Raw genomic sequence first — 24,038 nt, 5'->3', positions numbered from 1 at the left:
GTTTGCGAGCGGGGCGCGTCATGGATTTCATTCTGTATGCGGTGCCGTTTTTCCTGGTGTTGATCGCGGTGGAGCTGCTTGCCGACCGTTGGCGCGGGGTCAGCAACTATCGCTTGGCCGATGCGGTGAACAGCATCAGCACCGGCGTGCTCTCGACCACCACCGGGCTGCTGACCAAAGGCGTCGGGCTGCTGACTTACGCATTTGCCCTCAAGCATCTGGCATTGCTCAGACTTTCGGCGGACAGCGTCTGGGTCTGGATTTTTGCCTTCGTCCTCTACGACTTCTGCTACTACTGGCTGCACCGCCTGGGCCACGAGCGCAACATCCTCTGGGCGGCGCATTCGGTGCATCACCAGAGCGAGGAGTACAACCTTTCCACCGCGCTGCGCCAGACCAGTACCGGGTTTCTGCTCGGCTGGATTTTCTACCTGCCGATGGCCGTGTTCGGTGTGCCGTTGCTGGTATTCGTCAGCGTTGCGGCGCTGAACCTGCTTTATCAATTCTGGGTGCACACCCAACACATTCCCAAGCTCGGCTGGTTCGAGTGGTGCTTCGTTACGCCGTCCAATCATCGGGCTCACCATGCACAGAACGCTCTCTACATGGATCGCAACTACGGCGGGGTGTTCATTCTTTGGGATCGGCTGTTCGGCACGTTTCAGGAAGAGGACGACAACGAGCCAGTGATTTTCGGCGTGACCACACCGCTGGCGAGCTGGAATCCGCTGTGGGCCAATCTGCAGTTTTATGCGCAATTGTGGGATGACGCGCGGCGGGCCGGGAGCCCGTGGGACAAACTGCGAATCTGGTTCATGCGCACCGGTTGGCGGCCGGCGGATGTCGCAGCGAAGTACCCGATGAACAAGCCGGATCTGGCGCAGTTCCGCAAATTCGAGGTGCCGCTTGGGCGGCGTCAGCAGGGGTATGTGGCGGTGCAGTTTTGCGTCTACATCGCGCTGGGCAGTTATCTGATGAACCTGGAGCGCGGCTTGCCGAGCGCCGCGCTGTTGCTTGGCTGGGGGGCGGTAGCGTTCGGTGTGTTTGCGTTGGGCGTGGCCCTGGAGAATCGCCCGTGGGCATTGCAAGTCGAGCTGCTGCGGCTGGCGTTGAACGTGCCGCTGGTGTGGCTGGCGCCGCTGGTCGGTCTTTGGCCGGCCAGCCCGCAAATGTGGGCCGGCCTGCTCGGTTACAGTCTGATCAGCGTTATCGGGTTATACCGCTGTCGCCGGCAGGTTACTCGGTGGGCGTCTTAGGTTCAGCGGGGTTGGCCTGTTCGGCCTTCAGCTGTTCAGCCTTGGCCGCTTTGGCGATTTGTTCGTCCTGGTAAACCTGTTTGGCCAGCCGCGCATTCTTGAAGCGGCGGCGCAGCCACAGGCCAACACCAAGAATCAACAGCGCACCCAATACCCACAGCTCGTACTTCTTGATGCTGCCGAGCATGCCTTCCAGCACCGCACCGAAGTGATAGGCAGCGGCGGCGAGGGCGCTGGCCCAGATCGCCGCGCCAATGCCATTGAGCAGCAGATAACGTCCCGGCGGATAACCCGACAGGCCGATCGCCACCGGCATCACCGTGCGCAGACCGTAAACGAAGCGGAAGCTCAGGACCCAGATGTCCGGATGCTTGCGGATGTGTTCCAGCGCGCGGTCACCCATCATCTGCCAGCGCGGTTTGCGCGCCAGCAACTTGCGCCCGTGCTTGCGGCCGAGGAAGTACCACAGCTGATCGCCGGCATAGCTGCCGAAGAACGCCACGACCACCACCATATTGATGTCCATGTATCCACGGAACGCGAGGAAGCCCGCGAGCACCAGAATGGTTTCGCCTTCGAAGAACGTGCCGAGGAACAAGGCAAAGTAGCCAAAGTCATGCAGAAATTGTTGGAGCATTGTCTGGGTGCTGGCGAAATGAACGCGCAGCCTAACCCTTCGGACACATTCATGAAAGTGTCCAAATGTGTCTCGACGTGAACAATTCCTACACTGAGAATGGAATGCGGCTACACGTCACAGGCCTCACACAACTGTCATCTGTTCGTCATAATGGCCGTCTATAACTGTCACGCTCGCCCGTTTGCGCGGGCTCAGGAGTCCGCCGTGAGCTTTACCCCAGCCAATCGTCTGTTCCCAGCCACGCGCCTGCGCCGCAATCGCCGTGATGATTTTTCGCGTCGGCTGGTGCGGGAAAATGTGCTGACGGTCGATGACTTGATCCTGCCGGTGTTCGTGCTTGACGGTGAAAACCGCCGCGAAGCCGTGGCCTCGATGCCCGGGGTAGAGCGGCTGACTATCGATTTGCTGCTCGAAGAAGCGGCGAACTGGGTCGAACTGGGTATTCCGGCGCTGGCGCTGTTCCCGGTCACCCCGGCAGGACTGAAATCCCTCGACGCCGCTGAAGCCTGGAACCCCGAAGGCATCGCCCAGCGCGCCACCCGCGCCCTGCGTGAGCGTTTCCCGGAACTCGGCGTAATCACCGACGTGGCGCTCGATCCGTTCACCACTCATGGTCAGGACGGCATTCTCGACGAAGCAGGCTACGTGCAGAACGACATCACCGTCGACGCACTGGTGCGTCAGGCGTTGTCCCACGCCGAAGCCGGCGCGCAGGTCGTCGCACCGTCGGACATGATGGACGGTCGCATCCAGGCGATCCGCGAAGCGCTGGAAATCGCCGGTCACGTCAACGTGCGGATCATGGCTTACTCGGCCAAGTACGCCAGCGCCTATTACGGCCCGTTCCGCGATGCGGTGGGTTCGGCGTCGAATCTCGGCAAAGCGAATAAGGCCTCTTATCAGATGGACCCGGCCAACAGTGACGAAGCGCTGCACGAAGTCGGTGCGGACTTGTCTGAAGGCGCGGACATGGTCATGGTCAAGCCGGGCATGCCATACCTGGACATTCTTTTCCGGGTAAAAGATGCCTTCAAGGTGCCGACCTTCGTCTACCAGGTTAGCGGCGAATACGCCATGCACATGGCGGCGATCCAGAATGGCTGGTTGAGCGAGGCGGTGATTGTCGAATCACTGACCGCCTTTAAACGTGCCGGTGCTGATGGCATCCTGACTTACTTTGCTGTCCGTGCCGCTCAATTGTTACGAGAGCAGAAATAGCCCTCCCAGGAACATTCGATGAATACCGAAGGACTCACTGAAGTTGCCGTAAAAGAAGCTCAACCGGTGGTCGAGCAAATCACCGAAACCCCGCCGGAACTGGAGCCTGCGCCGCCCGCGCCGGTGGCCGAACCTGCGGCGGCGGTGCCAGCCATCGCCATTCCCGGTCTGGATGACAGCAGCCTGTACATCCACCGCGAGCTCTCGCAATTGCAGTTCAATATCCGCGTGCTGGAACAGGCGCTGGACGAGTCCTATCCGTTGCTGGAACGCTTGAAGTTCCTGCTGATCTTTTCCAGCAACCTCGACGAATTCTTTGAAATCCGCGTTGCCGGCCTGAAGAAGCAGATCACCTTCGCCCGTGAGCAGGCCGGTGCCGACGGTCTGCAACCGCATCAAGCGCTGGCGCGGATCAGCGAGCTGGTGCACGGTCACGTTGACCGTCAGTACGCAATCCTCAATGACATCCTGCTGCCGGAGCTGGAAAAGCATCAGGTGCGCTTCATCCGTCGCCGCAACTGGACGGTCAAGCTGAAGACCTGGGTGCGCCGCTATTTCCGTGACGAGATCGCGCCGATCATCACCCCGATCGGCCTCGACCCGACGCACCCGTTCCCGTTGCTGGTGAACAAGAGCCTGAACTTCATCGTCGAGCTGGAAGGTATCGACGCCTTCGGTCGCGATTCCGGCCTGGCGATCATCCCGGCGCCGCGCTTGCTGCCGCGGATCATCAAGGTGCCGGAAGAAGTCGGCGGCGCCGGCGACAACTATGTGTTCCTCTCGTCGATGATCCACGCCCACGCCGATGACCTGTTCCAGGGCATGAAGGTCAAGGGCTGCTACCAGTTCCGCCTGACCCGAAACGCCGACCTGGCGCTCGACTCCGAAGATGTAGAAGACCTCGCCCGCGCGCTGCGTGGCGAGTTGTTCTCGCGTCGTTACGGCGATGCGGTGCGCCTGGAAGTCGCTGACACTTGCCCGAAACACCTCTCGGACTATCTGCTCAAGCAGTTCAACCTGAGCGAGAGCGAGCTGTATCAGGTCAACGGCCCGGTCAACCTGACGCGGCTGTTCAGCATCACCGGTCTGGACAGTCATCCGGAGCTGCAATACACGCCGTTCACCCCGCAGATCCCGAAACTGCTGCAGAACAGCGAAAACATTTTCAGCGTGGTCAGCAAGCAGGACATCCTCTTGCTGCACCCGTTCGAGTCGTTCACCCCGGTGGTCGACCTGCTGCGCCAAGCGGCGAAAGACCCGCACGTACTCGCTGTGCGTCAGACCCTTTACCGCTCCGGCGCCAACTCCGAGATCGTCGATGCGCTGGTCGATGCCGCGCGTAACGGCAAGGAAGTCACGGCGGTCATCGAGCTGCGTGCGCGCTTCGACGAAGAGTCCAACCTGCAGCTGGCCAGTCGTCTGCAAGCGGCCGGTGCGGTGGTGATCTACGGCGTGGTGGGCTTCAAGACCCACGCCAAGATGATGCTGATCCTGCGTCGCGAAGCCGGCGAGATCGTCCGTTACGCGCACCTCGGCACCGGTAACTACCACGCCGGCAACGCCAAGCTTTACACCGACTACAGCTTGCTGACTTCCGACGACGCCTTGTGCGAAGACGTCGGCAAACTGTTCAGCCAGTTGATCGGCATGGGCAAGACCCTGCGCATGAAGAAGCTGCTGCATGCGCCGTTCACCCTGAAAAAGGGCATGCTCGACATGATCGCCCGCGAGACGCAATTTGCGCTCGACGGCAAACCGGCGCACATCATTGCCAAGTTCAACTCGCTGACCGATCCGAAGATCATCCGCGCGTTGTACAAGGCCAGCCAGTCTGGCGTGCGCATCGATCTGGTGGTGCGTGGCATGTGCTGCCTGCGTCCGGGCATCGCCGGGGTTTCGCACAACATCCATGTGCGCTCGATCATCGGCCGCTTCCTCGAACACACCCGCGTGTTCTACTTCCTCAATGGCGGCGACGAGCAGATGTTCCTCTCCAGCGCCGACTGGATGGAGCGCAACCTCGACAAGCGCGTTGAGACTTGCTTCCCGGTAGAAGGCAAAAAGCTGCTGACCCGCGTGAAGAAAGAGCTCGAGCTGTACCTGACCGACAACACCCACAGCTGGAGCCTGCAGTCGGATGGCCGTTACATCCGCAACACGCCGACCGGCAACCAGAACCCGCGCAGCGCGCAGGCGACATTGCTGGAGCGACTGGGCAGCCCGATTCTGCCAGTGAGCAGTTGATCTTCAGCCGAATAAAAAAGGCGATCCCACGGGATCGCCTTTTTTGTACCTGTTACACCGACCTGTAGGAGCTGCCGCAGGCTGCGATCTTTTGATCTTGATCGTATAAAAACAACATCAAAAGATCGCAGCCTGCGGCAGCTCCTACAGGGGGGATTTGCGCTGTGTCAGTGCACGGTGAGGACGATGCCCACCCGCGTCAGCCAATCCGCCTCAAGCCCGAAATCCGCCTGGGTCAGCTGATTTTCGTCCAGCCAGTTTTCCGGGAATTGCACATCCAGGGTATTGCCCTTGGCGTGCAACACCACCTGCGGCATCGCTTGGGTGCCACGAATGTGATGGAACAGAATCGCAAAGCGCAGCAGCACGCACAGACGGATCAGCTTGTCGCCGTCGTCGCCGAAGTCAGCAAACTTGTCCTTGGGAATGTTGCGGCGATGGCCGCGCACCAGCAGGGCGAGCATCTGCTGGTCTTCGCGAGAGAAGCCGGCGAGGTCCGAGTGCTCGATCAAATAAGCGCCGTGTTTGTGGTAGTGATAGTGCGCAATGTCGAGGCCGACTTCGTGCACTTTAGCTGCCCAGCCAAGGAGTTCGCGCCAGATGCCGTCATCCAGCTCCCAGTCCGCCGCGACCTGATCGAATGCGTGCAAGGCTTTGCGCTCGACTCGAGCGGCCTGTTGCAGATCGACGTGATAGCGCTCCATCAACGAGGTCAGGGTGCGTTCACGCACGTCTTCGTGATGATGACGGCCAAGCAGGTCGTAAAGCACACCTTCACGCAGCGCGCCGTCGCAGTGGTCCATGCGCTGCAGTTCGAGGGCGTCGAAAATCGCTTCGAGAATCGCCAGACCCGCCGGGAAGATTGTCCGGCGGTCAGGCTTGATGCCTTCGAAGTCGATCTTGTCGACATCACCCAGTTTGAACAGGCGACGCTTGAGCCACGCCAGACCTTCGGCGTTGACTTCGCCAGTGCCGTGACCGCCAGCCTTCAGCGCCAGGCCGATGGCGCGGATGGTGCCCGAGGAGCCGATGGCTTCATCCCAGGTCAGGCGATGCAGGGCGTGCTCGATGCTCATGATCTCCAGCCGCGCTGCGGTGTACGCCTGGGCGTAGCGGGCCGGGGTGATCTTGCCGTCCTTGAAATAGCGCTGGGTGAAGCTGACGCAGCCCATTTGCAGGCTTTCGCGCAGCAGCGGCTCGAAACGCTGACCAATGATGAATTCGGTACTGCCGCCGCCGATGTCGGCGACCAGACGTTTGCCCGGAGTGTCGGCGAGGGTGTGCGACACGCCCAGATAAATCAGGCGCGCCTCTTCACGGCCGGAGATGACTTCCACCGGATGGCCGAGGATTTCTTCGGCGCGATGGATGAATTCGAGGCGGTTGCGCGCTTCCCGCAGGGCGTTGGTGCCGACGATGCGCACGGCGCCCAGCGGCATACCGTTGATCAGTTGGGCAAAACGCTTGAGGCAATCGAGGCCGCGCTGCATCGATTCTTCGTTGAGTTTGCGCTCATCGTCGATGCCGGCAGCCAGCTGAACTTTCTCGCCGAGACGCTCGAGAATGCGGATTTCGCCGTTCTGGGCTTTCGCCACGACCATGTGAAAGCTGTTGGAGCCCAGGTCGATTGCGGCGATCAGGGACAGATTCTTGGCTTGGGATTGCGGCATGGTCAGGGGGTCTCGGTCGATAACCTCGACATCGTGCCACGATCAAACGCTGGCGCCAACGCGCACGGTTCAAACCGGACCGTTCCCACGCTCTGCGTGGGAATGCAGCCCGGGACGCTCCGCGTCCCAAAAGCGGACGCAGAGCGTCCGGTGAGGCATTACCACGCAGAGCGTGGGAACGATCAGATAAAAGTCTTGAGAACGCGGCGCGGCCATTCGCGAGCAAGCCCGCTCCCACAGGTGACAGCACTCCAATGTGGGAGCGGGCTTGCTCGCGAAGGGGTCATCACTGCCTCAGAAGATCTTTCAGGCTGTCGCTTCTACAGTGCCAATAAAGTTCGCCAGCTCCGCCGTCTGCGGATTGGCAAACAACACCTTCGGATCCCCCACCTCATGCACCTTGCCATGGTGCATGAACACCAGTTTGTCGCCCACCTCGCGGGCGAAGCGCATTTCGTGGGTGACCATGATCAATGTCATGCCTTCCCTGGCCAATTGGCGCACCACGCTGAGCACTTCGTTGACCAGTTCCGGGTCAAGCGCCGAGGTGATCTCATCGCACAGCAACACTTTCGGCGACATCGCCAGTGCCCGGGCAATCGCCACACGCTGCTGCTGACCACCGGACAACCGATCCGGGAACGCATCGAATTTTTCACCAAGACCCACCCGTTCCAGCATTGCGCGCGCCAGTTCCGCTGCCTTGGCTTTTGGCACTTTCTGCACCACCTGTGGCGCGAGCATGACGTTCTCGCCGACGGTGAGGTGCGGGAACAGGTTGAACTGCTGAAAAACCATACCGACTTTCTGCCGCAAGCTGCGCAAATCAGCGCGGGCAGCGTCGAGGTATTCGCCATCGACTTCGATCACGCCGTCGTTGATCGATTCCAGGCCGTTAAGCGTGCGCAGCAGGGTGGATTTGCCCGAGCCGCTGCGGCCGATGATCGCCACCACCTGGCCTTCCTCGACGCTGAGGTCGATGCCTTTGAGCACGTGGTGATCGCCGTAGTATTTATGCAGGGCGGAAATTCTAAGCAGAGGCATGCAGTCTCCTTTCCAGGTAGCGCGCACTGAGGGACAAGGGGTAGCAGAGCAGGAAATAGCCGAGGGCGACGAGGCCGTAGACCATGAACGGTTCAAACGTGGCGTTGGCGAGCATGCCGCCGGTCTTGGTCAGCTCGGTGAAGCCGATGATTGAGGTCACGGCGGTGCCTTTGACCACTTGCACCGAAAAACCCACGGTCGGCGCCACGGCAATCCGCAGCGCTTGCGGCAGGATCACGTAGCGCAGTTGCTCCAAGGGATTGAGCGCCAGACTCGCCGAGGCTTCCCACTGGCCATGCGCGATCGACTCGACGCAACCGCGCCAGATCTCTGCCAGATAGGCGCTGGTGAACAAGGTCAGGGCAATCGCTGCGGCCATCCACGGCGAAATCTCGATTCCGGCCAGCGCCACGCCGAAGAACACCAGAAACAGCTGCATCAACAGTGGCGTGCCCTGGAACAGCTCGATCCATGTGCGGGCGATGTTGCTCGATACAGAGTTTTTTGAAATGCGCATGATCAGGATCAGCAGCCCGACGAGGCCGCCGCCGATAAACGCCACCAGCGACAACGCCAACGTCCATTGCAGGCCTGTGAGCAAATTGCGCAGGATGTCCCAGAAGGTGAAGTCACTCATGCGCGGCTCCCGCTTCGACTGATATAGCGGCGACCGATCCAGTTGAGCAACTGGCGGATCAGCAGCGCCATGCACAGATAGAGCAGCGTGGTCAGCGCGTAGGTTTCAAAGGCGCGGAAGTTGCGCGACTGAATGAAGTTGGCGGCGAAGCTCAGCTCTTCGGTGGCGATCTGCGAACACACCGCCGAACCGAGCATGACGATGATGATCTGGCTGCTCAGCGCCGGCCAGACCTTGCCCAGCGCAGGCAGCAAGACCACGTGGCGGAACGCCTCGAAGCGGGTCATCGCCAATGCTGCTGCGGCTTCCAGCTGCCCGCGCGGGATCGCCTGAATGCCGGCACGGATGATCTCGGTCGAATAGGCGCCGAGGTTGATCACCATCGCCAGCACCGCCGCCTGCCATTCGGAAATTTGCACGCCAAGCGACGGCAGGCCGAAGAAGATGAAGAACAACTGCACCAGAAACGGCGTGTTGCGGATCAACTCGACGTAAACGCCGAATAGCGTCGAGAACGGGCGAATCTCCCACGCCCGCATCAGCGCCCCGACAATCCCGAGGCCGACCCCGAGCACCGCACCGATGGCGGTCAGCTCCAGGGTAAACAGCGCCCCGCGCAGCAGCAGGTCGGTGTTTTCCACCACCGGCATGAAATCGAACTGATAAGCCATGAAGGTCTCCCGCGCAGTCGATCAGAGATCGGCCGGCAGCGGCTCTTTCAGCCAGGTCTGCGAATTCTTTTCCAGTGCGCCGTCAGCCTTGGCGGTGGTCAGGATGTCGTTGACCTTGGCCAGCAGCGCCGCTTCGTTCTTGTTCACGCCGACGTAGACCGGCGAATCCTTGAGCTTCACTTTCAGCGCCGGCACGCGTTTCGGATTCTTCTCGCTGATCGCGACCATCACCACGTTGCCGCTGGCGATCAGGTCGACCTGGCCTGCGAGGTAGGCGGCGATGGTCGAGTTGTTGTCTTCGAAGCGCTTGATGGTCACACCTTCGGGAGCGACCTTGGTCAGCTCGATGTCTTCGATGGCGCCACGGGTGACGCTGATGGTCTTGCCCTTGAGGTCATCGAGGCTGGTAATCGCGGCGTCGGGCGGGCCGAACACGGCGAGGTAGAACGGTGCGTAGGCATGGGAGAAGTCGATGACCTTCTCGCGTTCGGGGTTTTTGCCGAGGCTGGAAATCACCAGGTCGACTTTGCCAGTGGTGAGAAACGGGATGCGGTTGGTGCTGTTGACCGGGGTCAGTTCAAGTTTGACCTTGAGTTGCTCGGCCAACAGTTTTGCCGTGTCGATGTCCAGGCCGCGCGGCTTCATGTCCGGGCCGACCGAGCCGAAGGGCGGGAAGTCTTGTGGCACCGCAACTTTCAGCGTGCCGCGTTTGACCACGTCGTCGAGACCGTCGGCATGTGCGGGCGCCTGACAGAGCAGCAGGCCGGCAAACAGGGAAGCGAGGAGGGCGCTGTAACGCTGGGTCATGGACAATCTCCGGATCGGCGGGAAGTGATTTCTGTGATCGGACAGAGCATGCGCCGTGCCAATAGGCGGCCTTGGTAGCGGCAGGCCGCGGTTTCAGCGGGTTTGTTCGGTCTTACTGGTCTGAACAGTCAGGTTGTTTTTCGCACTGCCATGGCGCATCGGCCCCAAGCGTCGAACCCCGCTGGGGCACGACTTGCCGGACTCCTCGAATAGCTTTACAACTAGCCGCACATTGGCCTGGTGCGTCTGAAAAACCATGAACTCGATCTCCCGTGCGGTACCCGAAGTGGCGCTGCAAGCGATCCGCAAACTGATCAGCGAACAGGGCTTCGGCCCCGGCGATGCCTTGCCGTCGCAACGGGATCTGGCGCTGCAACTCGGTGTCAGTCGGGCATCGTTGCGTGAAGCGTTGTCATCACTGAGTGCACTGGGCGTGGTCAGTATTCAGCCGGGCAAGGGCGTTTTCGTGCAGGCGCCGGTGGAGTTGTCACGCGGCGATAACGCGCCGGGCTGGTCGTTCGCGGCGCAGGCGTCGCCATTGGATATCTTTCAGTTGCGCTATGCGCTGGAGGGTTTCGCCGCAGGGCTGGCAGCGGTGACGCTGAGCACGTTCGATCTGGATGCGCTGGAAGACAATGTTGCGGCAATGCGCGAGCAATTGAAGGCCGGCGACTTTGAAGCCGCCGCGAAACTCGACTTCGAATTCCACCGGCGCATTCTGCTGGCGAGCGGCAATCAGGCGATGCTGAGCATCCTTACCGCCAGTGCCGAGATGTTTCTCGAGAGCCAGAAACTACCGTTCATCCGTGCCGAGCGCGCCATGGAAACCTGGCAGGAACACCGCAAAATCCTTCGTGCCCTCGCTCGCCGGGCATCCGCTGCTGCGCAAAAAGCCATGCAGGAACACGTGCGCAATGCGGCCCTGCGCACCGGGATCGCCTTCATCGCCCCCGCCACGGCTTGACTTGAGCTATACCCAAACTCATGCGGCACCATAGCAAGACTCAATCATCTGCGGCTTCCTGAACACAGGAAGGGCGGCTATGATGGGCCACGTTTTTTTGCTTACAACCTGGAGAATTCCATGAGCAGCGATCTTATCAAACACGTTAGCGACGCTAGCTTCGATGCCGACGTACTCAAGGCCGAAGGCGCTGTCCTGGTCGATTACTGGGCTGAATGGTGCGGTCCTTGCAAAATGATCGCTCCGGTACTGGACGAGATTGCCGAGACTTACAAAGGCAAGCTGACCGTTGCCAAACTGAACATCGACGAAAACCAGGAAACCCCGGCCAAGCATGGCGTGCGTGGTATCCCGACCTTGATGCTGTTCAAGAACGGTGAAGTCGCTGCGACCAAAGTCGGCGCGCTGTCGAAGTCGCAACTGGCAGCTTTCCTCGACGCCAACATCTAAGCGTCGCAGTAAAGTGCTTTAAAAAAAGCCCCGCAAATAGCGGGGCTTTTTGCGTATTCAGGGCTAGACGCTCCGAAACTCAGGTGGTACATTCGGCCCCGCACTGGTTTCTCCATTGCCCCCTGCTAGCCGTCGCCGACGCACTCCTTTTCGAATTAGTTCGCGATCCTGTCGCCTTCTCCGCGGCGCGGCCTCATTAAGCCAAAAGCTTAATTTCCCCCCCTCCATAAATGATTACGTCATTCCTATATGAATCTGACTGAACTCAAGCAAAAGCCGATTACCGAACTGCTCGAATTGGCCGAACAGATGGGCATAGAAAATATGGCCCGTTCGCGCAAGCAGGACGTGATTTTCTCCCTGCTGAAAAAGCACGCTAAAAGCGGCGAGGAAATCTCCGGTGATGGCGTGCTGGAGATTCTCCAGGACGGCTTCGGCTTCCTGCGCTCCGCTGACGCTTCCTACCTGGCCGGCCCGGACGATATCTACGTCTCGCCAAGCCAGATCCGCCGCTTCAACTTGCGCACCGGTGACACCATCGTTGGCAAGATCCGCCCTCCGAAGGAAGGCGAGCGGTATTTCGCTCTGCTCAAGGTCGACACGATCAACTTCGATCGTCCCGAGAACGCGAAAAACAAGATTCTCTTCGAGAACCTGACCCCGCTGTTCCCGACCGTGCGCATGAAGATGGAAGCCGGTAACGGTTCCACCGAAGACTTGACCGGTCGTGTGATCGACCTGTGCGCCCCGATCGGCAAAGGCCAGCGTGGTCTGATCGTCGCACCGCCGAAAGCCGGTAAAACGATCATGCTGCAAAACATCGCAGCGAACATCGCCCGTAACAACCCTGAAGTTCACCTGATCGTGCTGCTGATCGACGAGCGTCCGGAAGAAGTAACCGAGATGCAGCGCACCGTGCGCGGCGAAGTGGTTGCCTCGACTTTCGACGAACCGCCGACCCGTCACGTCCAGGTTGCCGAAATGGTGATCGAGAAGGCCAAGCGCCTGGTCGAACACAAGAAAGATGTGGTGATCCTGCTCGACTCCATCACGCGTCTGGCCCGTGCCTACAACACCGTGATTCCAAGCTCCGGCAAGGTCTTGACCGGTGGTGTCGATGCTCACGCCCTCGAGAAGCCAAAGCGTTTCTTCGGTGCTGCGCGTAACATCGAAGAAGGCGGCTCGCTGACCATTATCGCCACCGCGCTGGTTGAAACCGGCTCGAAGATGGACGAAGTGATCTACGAAGAGTTCAAGGGTACCGGCAACATGGAACTGCCTCTGGATCGCAAGATCGCCGAGAAGCGCGTGTTCCCGGCGATCAACATCAACCGCTCCGGCACCCGCCGCGAAGAGTTGCTGACTGCCGACGACGAGCTGCAGCGCATGTGGATTCTGCGCAAGCTGCTGCACCCGATGGACGAAGTCGCAGCGATCGAGTTCCTGGTCGACAAGCTGAAAACGACCAAGACCAACGACGAGTTCTTCCTGTCGATGAAGCGCAAGTAACATCGCCGGCTGAGCCGATAAAAATGGCGTCCCTATGGGGGCGCTATTTTTTTGCCCGGATTTTGACTGGATTTTGTCTCAGCGATGGGACGATGGCGATCTGGTAAGGTCTGTGCCTTGCAGAATGAGTAGCAACGTACGAGACCGTTTCCGGGTAAGAGAATCCGGCTGTACAAATAATAACCAACTGATTGGCATTAAAGATTTATGAGCACACTCGCTTATCGAAGGGATATCGACGGCTTGCGGGCAGTCGCGGTCATCGCCGTGGTGCTGTTCCATTTTGGCGTCCCGGGGTTTACCGGCGGTTTTGTCGGGGTTGACGTGTTTTTCGTCATCTCCGGCTACCTGATCACTTCGATCATCTGGAACCAGCGTCAGGCTGGACGGTTCAGCTTCGTCGAGTTCTGGGCGCGCCGTGCGCGGCGGATTCTGCCGGCGCTGTTCGCGATGATCATTGCGGTGCTGGCGGTGGGCTGGTTCCTGCTGGCGCCCAAGGATTACGAAGAACTGGGGCGCTCAGTGCGCTATCAGGTGCTGTTCGTCTCGAACATCCTGTTCATGCGCCAGGACGGCTATTTCGACATCGCCTCTGACCTCAAACCGATGTTGCACACCTGGTCGCTGGCGGTTGAAGAGCAGTTCTACATCCTCTTCCCGCTGCTGTTGGCCGTCATGTCAGGTCGCCTCAAGCACTGGCGGCTGGCGTTGTTCGCGATTCTGCTGGTGTCCTTCGGTCTGAGCGTCTGGGCGGTCAGTCATCACCCGGAAAAAGCCTTCTTCCTGCTGCCGATGCGCGCCTGGGAACTGCTCGCCGGTGCGATGCTGGCAGTCGCACCGAAGCATGCCTGGCGCTTGAAGCCCATGGCTGCGCAACTGTTGAGCCTGCTCGGCATGGGCCTGATCCTGCTGGCGGTGTTCGGTTACGACAAGGCCACGCCATTCCCCGGTGCGGCGGCGTTGCTGCCGGTGCTCGGTGTGGTGCTGCTGATTTTCGCCAACGGTCATCGTCAAACCTTCGTTGGTCAATTGTTGAGCAGTAAAGTGATGGTCGGTTTTGGCCTGATCTCCTATTCCTGGTACCTCTGGCATTGGCCGGTATTCGTGTTTTCCAGCTATGCCAGCGTCGAAGACACCCGTTCGCTCGACAGCGCCGGGTTGATTCTGCTGACGCTTGTGCTGGGTTATCTGTCGTGGAAATTCATCGAAACCCCGTTCCGTGAGCGCCGTTTGCTCGCCGGCCGTCGGCCGATTTTGATCGCCGGCGCCTTGGGTGTGCTGGTGCTGGCGCTGGCCGGCCAAACCCTGCGCTGGACCGATGGTTTGCCGTGGCGCTTGTCCGATCAGGCCCTGCAATACGCCCGCGGCCACGACTGGCGGCCGGAGTTGATGGCGTGCCTGGCGGACGACAAGACACCTGACGACAAACTGTTCTGTCATTACGGCGTCGCCGACTTGCCTGCGCAGGCGATGGTCTGGGGCGACAGTCACGCCACGGCGCTGATTCCGGTGTTCGATGACGGTGCGAAAGCCCATGACGTCAGCGTGATCCTCGCTAGCTCCCCCGGCTGCATTCCGGTGGAAGGCTTGGAGCACGGCCCGGTGTGCGCGCACTTCAACCGTCGCATTGAGCAGGCGTTAAAAGAGCAAACCGTCAGCGATGTGGTGCTGGTCGCGCGCTGGAGCCTGTACGTCTACGGTGCAGCCAATGGCGACTTGGGTCACGTGCTGCGAACTCCGGACGGTCGTTATGATCGCGCCTATGCCGAGCAACGTCTGGCCGATGGTCTGCGGACGCGGGTCGCACAATTGCGTGCCAGTGGGCACCGGGTCTGGCTGGTCAAAGAGGCGCCATTGCAGCCTTTCAGCCCGCCATATCGCCTGACTCGCCTGGCGATGCTGGATCGTTCGGTCGAAGGCGTCGGTCAACAAGTGGCCATTCACCACGAGCGCCAGGTGTTCATCAGCCAGCTGTTCGCCGAGCTGGCCAAAGACCCGGCGGTGCGTGTGGTCGATCCTGCGCCACGCCTGTGTGATGAAAAGGGACTCTGTCACGCAGAACTCGACGGCTTCTCGCTGTACACCGACGATAATCACCTCTCGGAAGTCGGCGCGCGTCTGGTGGCACCGATCATGGAACCGCTGTTCATCAGCCTGCAAGGCCGGGGAAACCTCGGCAAAGCCCGGACGAATGCAGCCAAGTAAGCAGCGACAGGCTGCCACAGGGCTGCATAGCAGGTAGGATGTACGCCTATTTTGAGGGTGCCATCGTCAATGAAATTCAAGGATCTTCGGGATTTCGTGCAGCAGCTTGAGCAGCGCGGAGAGTTGAAACGCATCCAGATTCCCGTCTCTCCGGTGCTGGAGATGACTGAGGTGTGTGACCGCACGCTACGGGCCAAAGGCCCGGCGCTGCTGTTCGAGAAGCCGACCGGCTACGACATTCCGGTGCTCGGCAACCTGTTCGGCACCCCCGAGCGGGTGGCCATGGGCATGGGCGCCGAGTCGGTCAGCGAGCTGCGCGAAATCGGCAAGCTGCTGGCGTTCCTCAAGGAGCCTGAGCCGCCGAAGGGCTTGAAAGACGCGTGGTCGAAGCTGCCGATCTTCCGCAAGATCATCTCGATGGCGCCGAAAGTCGTCAAAGACGCGGTGTGCCAGGAAGTGGTCATCGAAGGCGACGACGTCGACCTGGCGATGCTGCCGGTGCAGACCTGCTGGCCCGGCGACGTCGGCCCGCTGATCACCTGGGGCCTGACCGTCACCAAAGGCCCGAACAAGGACCGCCAGAACCTCGGCATCTACCGTCAGCAAGTGATCGGCCGCAACAAGGTGATCATGCGTTGGCTGAGCCACCGTGGCGGCGCGCTGGATTACCGCGAATGGTGCGAAAAGCATCCGGGCCAACCGTTCCCGGTGTCCGTGGCATTGGGTGCGGACCCTGCGACCATTCTTGGCGCCGTCACGCCAGTGCCGGACAGCCTGTCCGAATACGCTTTTGCCGGTCTCTTGCGCGGTAACCGCACCGAACTGGTCAAGTGCCGTGGCAACGACCTGCAAGTGCCGGCCACCGCCGAAATCATCCTCGAAGGCGTGATCCATCCGGGCGAAATGGCCGATGAAGGCCCGTACGGGGACCACACCGGTTACTACAACGAAGTCGACAGCTTCCCGGTGTTCACCGTCGAGCGCATCACCCACCGGATCAAGCCGATCTACCACAGCACTTACACCGGCCGTCCGCCGGATGAGCCGGCGATTCTCGGCGTCGCACTGAACGAAGTGTTCGTGCCGATCCTGCAAAAGCAGTTTCCGGAAATCACCGACTTCTACCTGCCGCCGGAAGGCTGTTCGTACCGCATGGCCATCGTGACCATGAAGAAGTCGTATCCGGGGCACGCCAAGCGCGTGATGCTCGGTGTCTGGTCGTTTTTGCGACAGTTCATGTACACCAAGTTCGTTATCGTCACTGACGACGATATCAACGCCCGTGACTGGAACGACGTGATCTGGGCCATCACCACGCGCATGGACCCCAAGCGCGACACGGTGATGATCGATAACACGCCGATCGACTACCTCGACTTCGCCTCGCCGATCTCCGGCCTGGGTTCGAAAATGGGCCTCGATGCCACCCACAAGTGGCCGGGCGAAACCACTCGCGAGTGGGGCCGCGTGATCGTCAAGGACGACGCCGTCACCCAACGGATCGATGCCATCTGGAATCAGTTAGGAATAGATTGATGCGTGTAACCCTGCAGCCCTCCGGAGCAGTGCTTGAGATACAGCCCGGTGAGCGGATTCTCGATGGTGCGCGGCGCCTGGGCTACGAATGCCCGCAAAGCTGCCGCAACGGCAATTGTCACGTGTGTGCGGCGCTGCTGGTCGAAGGCCGCGTCGAACAGGCCGGCAAGGTGCATGACCACGGCGAGTTCTACACTTGCATAGCCGAGCCGCTGGAAGACTGCATCCTGCTGTGGGATGGCGTGCTCGCGTTGGGAGAACTGCCGGTGCGCAGCCTGTCATGTCAGGTCATCGAATGCCGCGACGTCGGTGGCGACACCTGGCGCGTGCGTCTGCGTGCGCCGGCCGGCAAGCCGCCGCGTTATCACGCCGGGCAGTACCTGATGATCGAACGTGAGAGCGGCGAGAAGTCGGCGTTCTCCATGGCCTCGGCACCGCATGGCGGGCGCGATCTGGAAATCCATGTGCTGGCGCGCGAAGCCAGTGCGCTGAGCCTGATCGAACAGCTGCAGCGCAACGCCATGGTGCGCATCGAGCTACCGTTCGGCGATACGCATCTGGCCGAGCTGCCGGATGGGCCGCTGGTGTTGGTCGCCGCCGGCACCGGCATGGGCCAGATCCACGCGCTGATCGAACACTGTCGCGCCAATGGCTTCAAACATCCTGTGCATCTTTACTGGGGCGTGCGTCGTCCGGAAGATTTCTATGAAATCGAACACTGGGACGAATGGCTGAAGTTACCCAACCTGTTCCTGCACAAAGTCGTCAGCGATCAATGTGGCTGGGAAGGGCGCTGCGGCATGCTGCACGAGGCGGTTTGTGAAGACTTCCCGGATCTGAAACCGCTGCACGTCTACGCCAGCGGCTCGCCGGCGATGGTCTATGGCACCCTCGACGCCTTGGTCGAAGCCGGGATGGATGCCCATCAAATGCGTGCGGATGTGTTCGCCTACGCGCCTCGTCCCTGAATCCGTTATAACTCTCTATATAGCCGATCGGTATTTATGTAATTGCATAAATACCGCTAGGTTATATATCAATCAGGCAATCAATTAAGAACTGTGCCATGGCACTCAAATTGCCTTAAAACATATGTGCCTTATTGTTACAGCGGTGCGTTCTATTAAGTAATTCTTCACCCGCGGGGAGCTGAACGCTATTCGCCATGAGCGCCATTGAAAACGCTTTTCTGAATTTGAATTACCCTCCGCGGCTCGATCTTGGGCCGCAGCTGACGCACGAACAACTTCTCGCTTCCATGCAATCGACCATGGCGCGCCACAAGGGCGGGCCGGTGTGGCTGTTCGCCTACGGTTCGCTGATCTGGCGGCCGGAATGTTCGGCGGTGGAGCGGGTGCGCGGTCGGGTGCATGGCTACCATCGTGGCTTGTACCTGTGGTCGCACGAGCACCGCGGTACGCCGGAATTGCCCGGCCTGGTGTTTGGTCTGGATCGCGGCGGTTCGTGCAGTGGCTTTGCTTATCGCTTGCCGGAAGACAATCTCGATGCGGCGCTGTACGCGCTGTGGAAACGCGAGATGCCGGTGCCGTCCTATCGGCCACACTGGCTCAACTGCCGTCTTGCCGACGGTAGCCAGGTGCAGGCCTTGGGATTTGTGTTGGAGCGGCACCTGCCCAGCTATGCCGGCAACTTGCCGGATCATGTGCTGAGCCAGGTGTTTGCAAGCGCCAGCGGGCGTTACGGCACCACTCGCGATTATGTCGAGCAGACCGCGCACGCCCTGCGCAGCCACGCCATGCCAGACCGCAATCTGGAGGCGCGGCTCAAGCGCTGTAAATCACAGACCGATCAAGCGACCGCTTCACGGCTCTGACTGGCAACCTGTTTGTGCCACAGGGTCGGGGCGAGGAAGGCCATCGACAGCAGGCAAGCGCCCACCAGCAGGACAAAACCACCGTCCCAGCCGAAATGGTCAACGGTGTAGCCCATCGCTGCGCTGGCCGCGACCGAACCACCGAGATAACCGAACAGACCGGTGAAGCCTGCGGCAGTGCCAGCGGCTTTCTTCGGTGCCAGTTCCAGTGCCTGCAGGCCGATCAGCATCACCGGGCCGTAGATCAGGAAGCCGATCGAGAACAGCGCGATCATGTCGACGGTCGGGTTGCCGGCCGGGTTCAGCCAGTAGACCAGGGTCGCGACAGTCACCAGCGCCATGAACACCATGCCGGTCAGGCCACGGTTGCCACGGAAGATCTTGTCCGACATCCAGCCGCACAGCAGCGTGCCCGGAATACCCGCCCACTCGTAGAAAAAGTACGCCCACGAAGTTTTATCGACGGTGAAGCCCTTGGCTTCTTTCAGATAGGTCGGTGCCCAGTCCAGCACGCCGTAGCGCAGCAGGTAGACGAAGACGTTGGCCATGGCGATGTACCAGAGCATTTTGTTGCGCAGCACGTATTTGACGAAGATCTCTTTCGCGCTGAATTCGTCTTCGTGGCTATCGTCGTAGCCTTCCGGGTAGTCGTTCTTGTACTTCTCGATCGGCGGCAGGCCAACCGATTGCGGGGTGTCGCGCATGGTGATGAAGGCAAACACCGCGACGCCCAGCGCCACCGCTGCCGGTACGTAGAAAGCCGCATGCCAGTCGTTGAACAGGCCCATGCCGAGCAGGAACAGCGGGCCGATCAGACCGCCGCCGACGTTATGCGCCACGTTCCACACCGACACCACGCCGCCGCGTTCCTTCTGCGACCACCAGTGCACCATGGTCCGGCCACTTGGCGGCCAGCCCATGCCCTGGGCCCAGCCGTTGATGAACAGGAGGATGAACATCATGGTCACGCTGGACGTTGCCCAAGGCGCGAAACCGAACACGAACATCACTCCCGCCGAGACCAACAGGCCGAACGGCAGGAAGAAGCGCGGGTTGGAACGGTCGGACACCAGGCCCATGAGGAATTTCGACAAGCCATAGGCGATCGCAATCGCCGACATCGCCAGACCCAGATCGCCACGGCTGTAGCCTTCGTCGATCAGGTACGGCATGGCCAGGGAGAAGTTTTTGCGCAGCAGGTAATAACCCGCGTAGCCAAAGAAAATACCGGCGAAGATCTGCCAGCGCAGGCGTCGGTAAGTGCTGTCTATTTTTTCTTCAGGCAGTGGAGCCTGATGTGCGGCAGGACGAAAGAAAGCAAACATTCAAGAGCTCCAGATTTCTTGTTTTGACTGCGGATGCGAATGTTACAGTTTCGTTACCGAAAATAGCACCGGTTCGCATCGGCAAAACAGCGGAAAATGTTGGAAGTCGCGCGTTCCATTACGAACCTGTCGCTCAGCTGTAAGAACAGGGCGTTTTTGTAGCGTCCGCAATTTTCTGTCTTAGACTCGCGATCAATAAGCCGATTGATTGCCCAGAGACGAATGATGGCCCCGAGGATTCGCAGGTTATTGCCGAGATTGTTGATGGTGATTGCCGTCACCGTTTCAGTTTTGGTGTTGAGTTTCGCCCAAGGCTCGGCGGCGCCGGGGCTGCGCAACGCCACCGTGCTGATTATTCGCCATGCTGAAAAACCGGAGGTCGGGCGCGAACTCAACGCCCGAGGCGAGCAGCGCGCTGCGGCTTACGCCGACTATTTTGACCCGCTGAAGCTGAGCGGTCAGACACTCACCCCGCAACGCCTGATCGCCACCGCTGACAGCGCGCAAAGCATCCGGCCTCGGCAGACGCTGATCCCACTGTCGCAACGCCTGCAATTGCCGATCGAACAACCTTTCGCCAATAACGACGTCGACAAACTGGTCAATCAGTTGCGCGCGCGCAATCAGGCGAACACCGTGCTGATCGCCTGGCATCACGGCCACATCAATAAACTGATTGCAGCTTTCGGCGGTGACGGCCCGGCCTTGATCGGCCAGCCGAAGTGGCCGGTGGATGTTTACGACTGGCTGATTGTCTTGCGCTTCGATGACAAGGGGCAGCTCAGCGAATCACGCAGCGAGAAGGTTCAGGAACAACTGATGCCGGGCGACCTCGCAGCGTCGCCCGGCGGTTGAAGGGGCTGCGCCGTGCTCAGCGCACCTGCACCACCACCTTGCCCACTGCCTTGCGCTGGCCAAGGTCATTGATTGCTTGCGCCGCATTGCTCAGCGGATAGACCCGCGACACCAGCGGCTTCAATTTGCCCTCGGCGAACCAGCTGAACAACTGCTGGAAGTTCGCCGCATTGTCCTGCGGCTGGCGCTGGGCGAATGAACCCCAGAACACGCCGAGTACCGCCGCGCCCTTGAGCAACGCGAGGTTCACCGGCAGTTCCGGGATGCGTCCGCTGGCGAAGCCGACGATCAGCAGGCGACCGTTCCAGGCGATGGCGCGGATGGCCTGATCGAACAAGTCACCGCCGACCGGATCGTAAATCACGTCAGCGCCCTGGCCGTCGGTAAGACGTTTGATTTCATCCTTGAGGCTGGTTTCGCTGTAGTTGATCAGCTCATCGGCGCCGGCAGCCTTGGCCACCGCCAGTTTCTCGGCGCTGCTCGCGGCGGCGATGACACGGGCGCCCATGGCTTTGCCGATTTCCACGGCCGCCAGGCCAACACCGCCGGATGCCCCGAGCACCAACAGGGTTTCACCCGCTTGCAGGTTGGCGCGTTGCTTGAGCGCGTGCATCGAAGTGCCGTAGGTCATGCTGAAAGCGGCGGCGATGTTGAAGTCCATCGACGGCGGGATCGGCAGCACGTTGTAGCCCGGCACGGCGACCTGTTCAGCGAAACTGCCCCAGCCGGTCAGGGCCATGACCCGGTCGCCGACCTTGAGATGGCTGACCTTTTCGCCGACTTCGCGAACCACGCCAGCGGCCTCACCACCCGGTGAGAACGGGAAGGGCGGCTTGAATTGGTACTTGCCCTCGATGATCAGCGTGTCGGGAAAGTTGACCCCGGCGGCGTGCACCTCCAGCAGGATTTCGTTCTTCTTCGGGGCGGGGCTGGCGACGTCTTCCAGCACCAGCGATTCGGCAGGGCCGAAGGCTTTGCACAGCACGGCTTTCATCAGGGCTATTCCTTTGGGAGTGATGGCCGATAAGTGTAGGTGTGTCAGTCAACGGGTCAACGAGCATGCCCGACCCTGATAGTCAGCCATAAGCTTGTGCTTGCGCGGCGGGTCGTTATGCTAGGCCGCAAACCGGATAAGGAGCGAATTGTGAAAGCGTGGATCATGTTGTTGCTGGCCCTGTCTCTGCCTGTGGCAGCGCTGGCCGAAGAAGCCAAAGAAGGCGAAGCGCCGAAGGTGAGCTACATCACCCTGAGCCCGCCGTTCGTGGGTAACTATGGGCTGGATGGCACGCCGAAGCTCAAGGTCTACAAGGCCGACGTGGCACTGCGCGTGACCGGCGAGGAGTCGGCGAAACTGGTCAAGGCCAACGAACCGTTGATCCGCAATCAGCTGGTGGCGCTGTTTACTCAACAGACCACCGAAGCGATGGGCAGCATCGAAGGTAAAGAGAAGCTGCGTCAGGAGGCGTTGAAGCAGACCCAGCAAGTGATGAATGACGAGACCGGCAAGCCGGTGGTTGAAGATCTGTTGTTCAACAACCTGATCATTCAGTAGGTCATTTGTTGTCCGGGCTGGCCTCTTCGCGAGCAGGCTCGCTCCCACAGTGGATTTGTAGTGATGCACATTTTTGCATACACCGAATAACCCTGTGGGAGCGGGCTTGCTCGCGAAAGCAATTCATCAGGCGCCAAATGAATCAGGGTTTGAGTGCAATTACCGCCGCCCACTGCTCGGGTGTGACCGGCATCACCGACAACCGCGAGCCCTTCTGCACCAACGGCATCTCCGCCAACGCGGTCTGCTGCTTCAGATAGTCCAGCTTCAACACCCGCGCAAACGTCTCGACGTGTTCAACGTCAATCGCACTCCACGCATTTTTCTCTGGCGTTGCCTTTGGGTCGAAGTAATGACTCTCCGGTTCCAGTGCGGTGGGATCCGGGTACGCCGCCTCGATTATCTTGCCGATGCCGGCTATTCCCGGCTCCGGGCAGCTGGAATGGTAGAAAAAGAACTCATCACCCACCGCCATCGAGCGCAGGAAGTTCCGTGCCTGATAGTTGCGAACCCCGTCCCAGCGCGCTTTGCCGAGCTTTTCCAGACCTTTGATCGAGAGTTCGTCGGGTTCGGATTTCATCAGCCAATAGGCCATGTCTTGTGCTCCTGAAACGGTCATTGGGCAGGTTGTCGGGCAATTTTATGACAAACCGACGGTCGGTTGACGTCAGCGTTTGCGCAGAGGTTCACGTTGTCGCAAAATGCCGGCCTTTAAAGCTTGACGCTGCTGCACGGCCTACGAACGGAAACCGCTGCTGTCATCGTGATGATGTGCCTTGAGGGGGGCAATCGATGAAACGCAAACCGGATTTACTATGGACTTTGGTAATTTTGTTTGGCTTGGGCGTGGTGACCACCGGTTACGCGCAAAGTCTGTGGACAACCAAGGCTGACGCGCCGATCGAAGTCGCGCAACAGGTTCAACAGTCGACAGCTTTCAAGCGCTGATACTGCTTTCTCGACGCCGCTGATCTGCGCGGCGTCCTATCCTGCGAAATACCACGCCTTGTCGCTGACCGTGCCTTGTAACGGTACATCCCAGCTTGCCTGCGCCAATCGCTCGACCTTCTGACATTCATGGGCCAGCCCCAGCAGCGTCGGCTTGCGCCAGCTCTTGCGGCGGGCCAGATACGCCAGGCTGCGATCATAAAAACCACCGCCCATGCCCAGTCGCCCGCCGACATCGTCAAATCCAACTAAAGGCAACAGCACCAGATCCAGCGTCCAGACCTTGCGTTGCTGCGCCAGATTCGCCCGTGGCTCAAGAATGCGGAAGCGATTGGGTTTGAGTTTCTCGCCGGGGCGAATCCGTTGGAAAACCATTTTGGTTCGAGGCCAGGCGCTGAGTACCGGCAGGTAGGTGGCCTTGCCTCGACGCTGCGCTTCACGCAGCAGCAGGCGCGGATCGATTTCACCGTCGGTGGGTAAATACAGAGAGATATGTTTCGCCCGGCGAAAGTGCGGGTCTTGTGCCAATTGCCGGTAGAGGCCTTTGGCGGCCTCGCGTTGCTCGCTTTTGCTCAGCGAGCGACGTGCCTTGCGCAGCAGGCGGCGGAGTTGCGGGCGGGGCAGCAGCGCGGGTTCGGTCATGGTTCGGCTTCGGCAGGTTGGACGAAAACGT

23 protein-coding genes are annotated in these 24,038 nt (G+C 60.2%); 13 read left to right on the top strand and 10 right to left on the bottom strand.

What is annotated here, in order from left to right; all coding sequences use genetic code 11:
• Window positions 1-20 precede the first annotated feature (20 nt).
• On the top strand, window positions 21-1,256 hold the full coding sequence (locus C2E19_RS28595) for a sterol desaturase family protein (RefSeq protein WP_129396009.1): 1,236 nt from the start codon (window positions 21-23) through the stop codon (window positions 1,254-1,256).
• Here C2E19_RS28595 and C2E19_RS28590 read toward each other — a convergent pair.
• Window positions 1,237-1,893, bottom strand: a complete 657-nt coding sequence (locus tag C2E19_RS28590; protein WP_129396008.1) for a DedA family protein — start codon at window positions 1,891-1,893, stop codon at window positions 1,237-1,239. The genes C2E19_RS28595 and C2E19_RS28590 overlap by 20 nt on opposite strands.
• Window positions 1,894-2,100: 207 nt before the next feature.
• On the opposite strand from C2E19_RS28590, the gene hemB reads away from it, so the two are divergent.
• Window positions 2,101-3,114, top strand: coding sequence for a porphobilinogen synthase (gene hemB, locus C2E19_RS28585; RefSeq protein WP_129396007.1), 1,014 nt, complete (start codon window positions 2,101-2,103; stop codon window positions 3,112-3,114).
• An 18-nt stretch (window positions 3,115-3,132) separates the two neighbouring features.
• Window positions 3,133-5,358 carry a polyphosphate kinase 1 gene (gene ppk1, locus C2E19_RS28580; protein ID WP_129396006.1) on the top strand — a complete coding sequence of 742 codons (2,226 nt, stop codon included), beginning with the start codon at window positions 3,133-3,135 and terminating at the stop codon, window positions 5,356-5,358.
• 167 nt (window positions 5,359-5,525) lie between these two features.
• On the opposite strand, the gene ppx is transcribed toward ppk1, so the two are convergent.
• From ppx to C2E19_RS28555, 5 genes are all read right to left on the bottom strand, one after another.
• Window positions 5,526-7,028 carry an exopolyphosphatase gene (ppx, locus tag C2E19_RS28575; RefSeq protein ID WP_129396005.1) on the bottom strand — a complete coding sequence of 501 codons (1,503 nt, stop codon included), beginning with the start codon at window positions 7,026-7,028 and terminating at the stop codon, window positions 5,526-5,528.
• 306 nt (window positions 7,029-7,334) lie between these two features.
• Window positions 7,335-8,072: an amino acid ABC transporter ATP-binding protein gene (locus tag C2E19_RS28570; RefSeq protein ID WP_129396004.1), complete on the bottom strand. Its 738-nt coding sequence runs from the start codon at window positions 8,070-8,072 to the stop codon at window positions 7,335-7,337.
• Entirely contained in the window at window positions 8,059-8,709 is a 651-nt protein-coding gene (locus C2E19_RS28565) for an amino acid ABC transporter permease (protein ID WP_129396003.1), read from the bottom strand. Before C2E19_RS28565 ends, C2E19_RS28570 begins: the two co-directional genes overlap by 14 nt.
• Window positions 8,706-9,380 (bottom strand): amino acid ABC transporter permease, encoded by a 675-nt coding sequence (locus C2E19_RS28560; RefSeq protein WP_129396002.1) that lies wholly within the window; start codon window positions 9,378-9,380, stop codon window positions 8,706-8,708. Before C2E19_RS28560 ends, C2E19_RS28565 begins: the two co-directional genes overlap by 4 nt.
• 21 nt (window positions 9,381-9,401) lie before the next feature.
• The gene (locus tag C2E19_RS28555; protein WP_129396001.1) at window positions 9,402-10,187 is read right to left on the bottom strand and encodes a transporter substrate-binding domain-containing protein; all 786 of its coding nucleotides are present in this window, start codon (window positions 10,185-10,187) and stop codon (window positions 9,402-9,404) included.
• Between the two features lie 256 nt (window positions 10,188-10,443).
• Between C2E19_RS28555 and C2E19_RS28550 the strand changes: the two genes are divergently transcribed.
• The 7 genes from C2E19_RS28550 to C2E19_RS28520 all read left to right on the top strand — a co-directional run bounded on the left by C2E19_RS28550 (window position 10,444) and on the right by C2E19_RS28520 (window position 18,685).
• Window positions 10,444-11,151 carry a FadR/GntR family transcriptional regulator gene (locus C2E19_RS28550; RefSeq protein WP_129396000.1) on the top strand — a complete coding sequence of 236 codons (708 nt, stop codon included), beginning with the start codon at window positions 10,444-10,446 and terminating at the stop codon, window positions 11,149-11,151.
• Window positions 11,152-11,271: 120 nt separating this feature from the next.
• A complete protein-coding gene (trxA, locus tag C2E19_RS28545; protein ID WP_129395999.1) occupies window positions 11,272-11,601 on the top strand; it encodes a thioredoxin TrxA in 330 nt (109 codons plus the stop codon).
• Between the two features lie 249 nt (window positions 11,602-11,850).
• Complete coding sequence (rho, locus tag C2E19_RS28540; RefSeq protein WP_003229334.1) at window positions 11,851-13,110, top strand: transcription termination factor Rho; 1,260 nt, start codon at window positions 11,851-11,853, stop codon at window positions 13,108-13,110.
• 207 nt (window positions 13,111-13,317) lie between these two features.
• Window positions 13,318-15,315, top strand: coding sequence for an acyltransferase family protein (locus C2E19_RS28535; protein WP_129395998.1), 1,998 nt, complete (start codon window positions 13,318-13,320; stop codon window positions 15,313-15,315).
• Between the two features lie 69 nt (window positions 15,316-15,384).
• Window positions 15,385-16,851, top strand: a complete 1,467-nt coding sequence (gene ubiD / locus C2E19_RS28530) for a 4-hydroxy-3-polyprenylbenzoate decarboxylase (RefSeq protein WP_077574985.1) — start codon at window positions 15,385-15,387, stop codon at window positions 16,849-16,851.
• Entirely contained in the window at window positions 16,851-17,819 is a 969-nt protein-coding gene (locus C2E19_RS28525; protein WP_129395997.1) for a CDP-6-deoxy-delta-3,4-glucoseen reductase, read from the top strand. The genes ubiD and C2E19_RS28525 overlap by 1 nt, the downstream gene beginning before the upstream one ends.
• A gap of 197 nt (window positions 17,820-18,016) precedes the next feature.
• Window positions 18,017-18,685, top strand: coding sequence for a gamma-glutamylcyclotransferase (locus tag C2E19_RS28520; RefSeq protein WP_129395996.1), 669 nt, complete (start codon window positions 18,017-18,019; stop codon window positions 18,683-18,685).
• On the opposite strand, the gene glpT is transcribed toward C2E19_RS28520, so the two are convergent.
• Window positions 18,661-20,010, bottom strand: coding sequence for a glycerol-3-phosphate transporter (gene glpT, locus C2E19_RS28515; RefSeq protein WP_129395995.1), 1,350 nt, complete (start codon window positions 20,008-20,010; stop codon window positions 18,661-18,663). The genes C2E19_RS28520 and glpT overlap by 25 nt on opposite strands.
• Window positions 20,011-20,235: 225 nt before the next feature.
• On the opposite strand from glpT, the gene C2E19_RS28510 reads away from it, so the two are divergent.
• Complete coding sequence (locus tag C2E19_RS28510; RefSeq protein WP_129395994.1) at window positions 20,236-20,865, top strand: flagellar basal body-associated protein FliL; 630 nt, start codon at window positions 20,236-20,238, stop codon at window positions 20,863-20,865.
• 16 nt (window positions 20,866-20,881) lie between these two features.
• Here C2E19_RS28510 and C2E19_RS28505 read toward each other — a convergent pair whose 3' ends face one another.
• Complete coding sequence (locus C2E19_RS28505) at window positions 20,882-21,859, bottom strand: NADPH:quinone oxidoreductase family protein (protein WP_129395993.1); 978 nt, start codon at window positions 21,857-21,859, stop codon at window positions 20,882-20,884.
• A gap of 150 nt (window positions 21,860-22,009) precedes the next feature.
• Between C2E19_RS28505 and C2E19_RS28500 the strand changes: the two genes are divergently transcribed.
• The gene (locus tag C2E19_RS28500; RefSeq protein WP_034151993.1) at window positions 22,010-22,417 is read left to right on the top strand and encodes a flagellar basal body-associated protein FliL; all 408 of its coding nucleotides are present in this window, start codon (window positions 22,010-22,012) and stop codon (window positions 22,415-22,417) included.
• Between the two features lie 142 nt (window positions 22,418-22,559).
• Here C2E19_RS28500 and C2E19_RS28495 read toward each other — a convergent pair whose 3' ends face one another.
• Window positions 22,560-23,012 carry an EVE domain-containing protein gene (locus tag C2E19_RS28495; RefSeq protein WP_127930177.1) on the bottom strand — a complete coding sequence of 151 codons (453 nt, stop codon included), beginning with the start codon at window positions 23,010-23,012 and terminating at the stop codon, window positions 22,560-22,562.
• 197 nt (window positions 23,013-23,209) lie between these two features.
• Between C2E19_RS28495 and C2E19_RS28490 the strand changes: the two genes are divergently transcribed.
• On the top strand, window positions 23,210-23,365 hold the full coding sequence (locus tag C2E19_RS28490; protein ID WP_008081430.1) for a hypothetical protein: 156 nt from the start codon (window positions 23,210-23,212) through the stop codon (window positions 23,363-23,365).
• Between the two features lie 36 nt (window positions 23,366-23,401).
• On the opposite strand, the gene C2E19_RS28485 is transcribed toward C2E19_RS28490, so the two are convergent.
• Complete coding sequence (locus C2E19_RS28485) at window positions 23,402-24,007, bottom strand: 5-formyltetrahydrofolate cyclo-ligase (RefSeq protein ID WP_129395992.1); 606 nt, start codon at window positions 24,005-24,007, stop codon at window positions 23,402-23,404.
• Window positions 24,008-24,038: the final 31 nt, after the last annotated feature.

The organism is Pseudomonas sp. DTU12.3 (assembly GCF_004124275.1).
Taxonomy (GTDB): domain Bacteria; phylum Pseudomonadota; class Gammaproteobacteria; order Pseudomonadales; family Pseudomonadaceae; genus Aquipseudomonas; species Aquipseudomonas helmanticensis.
This window is presented reverse-complemented; position numbering and strand designations above follow the sequence as displayed.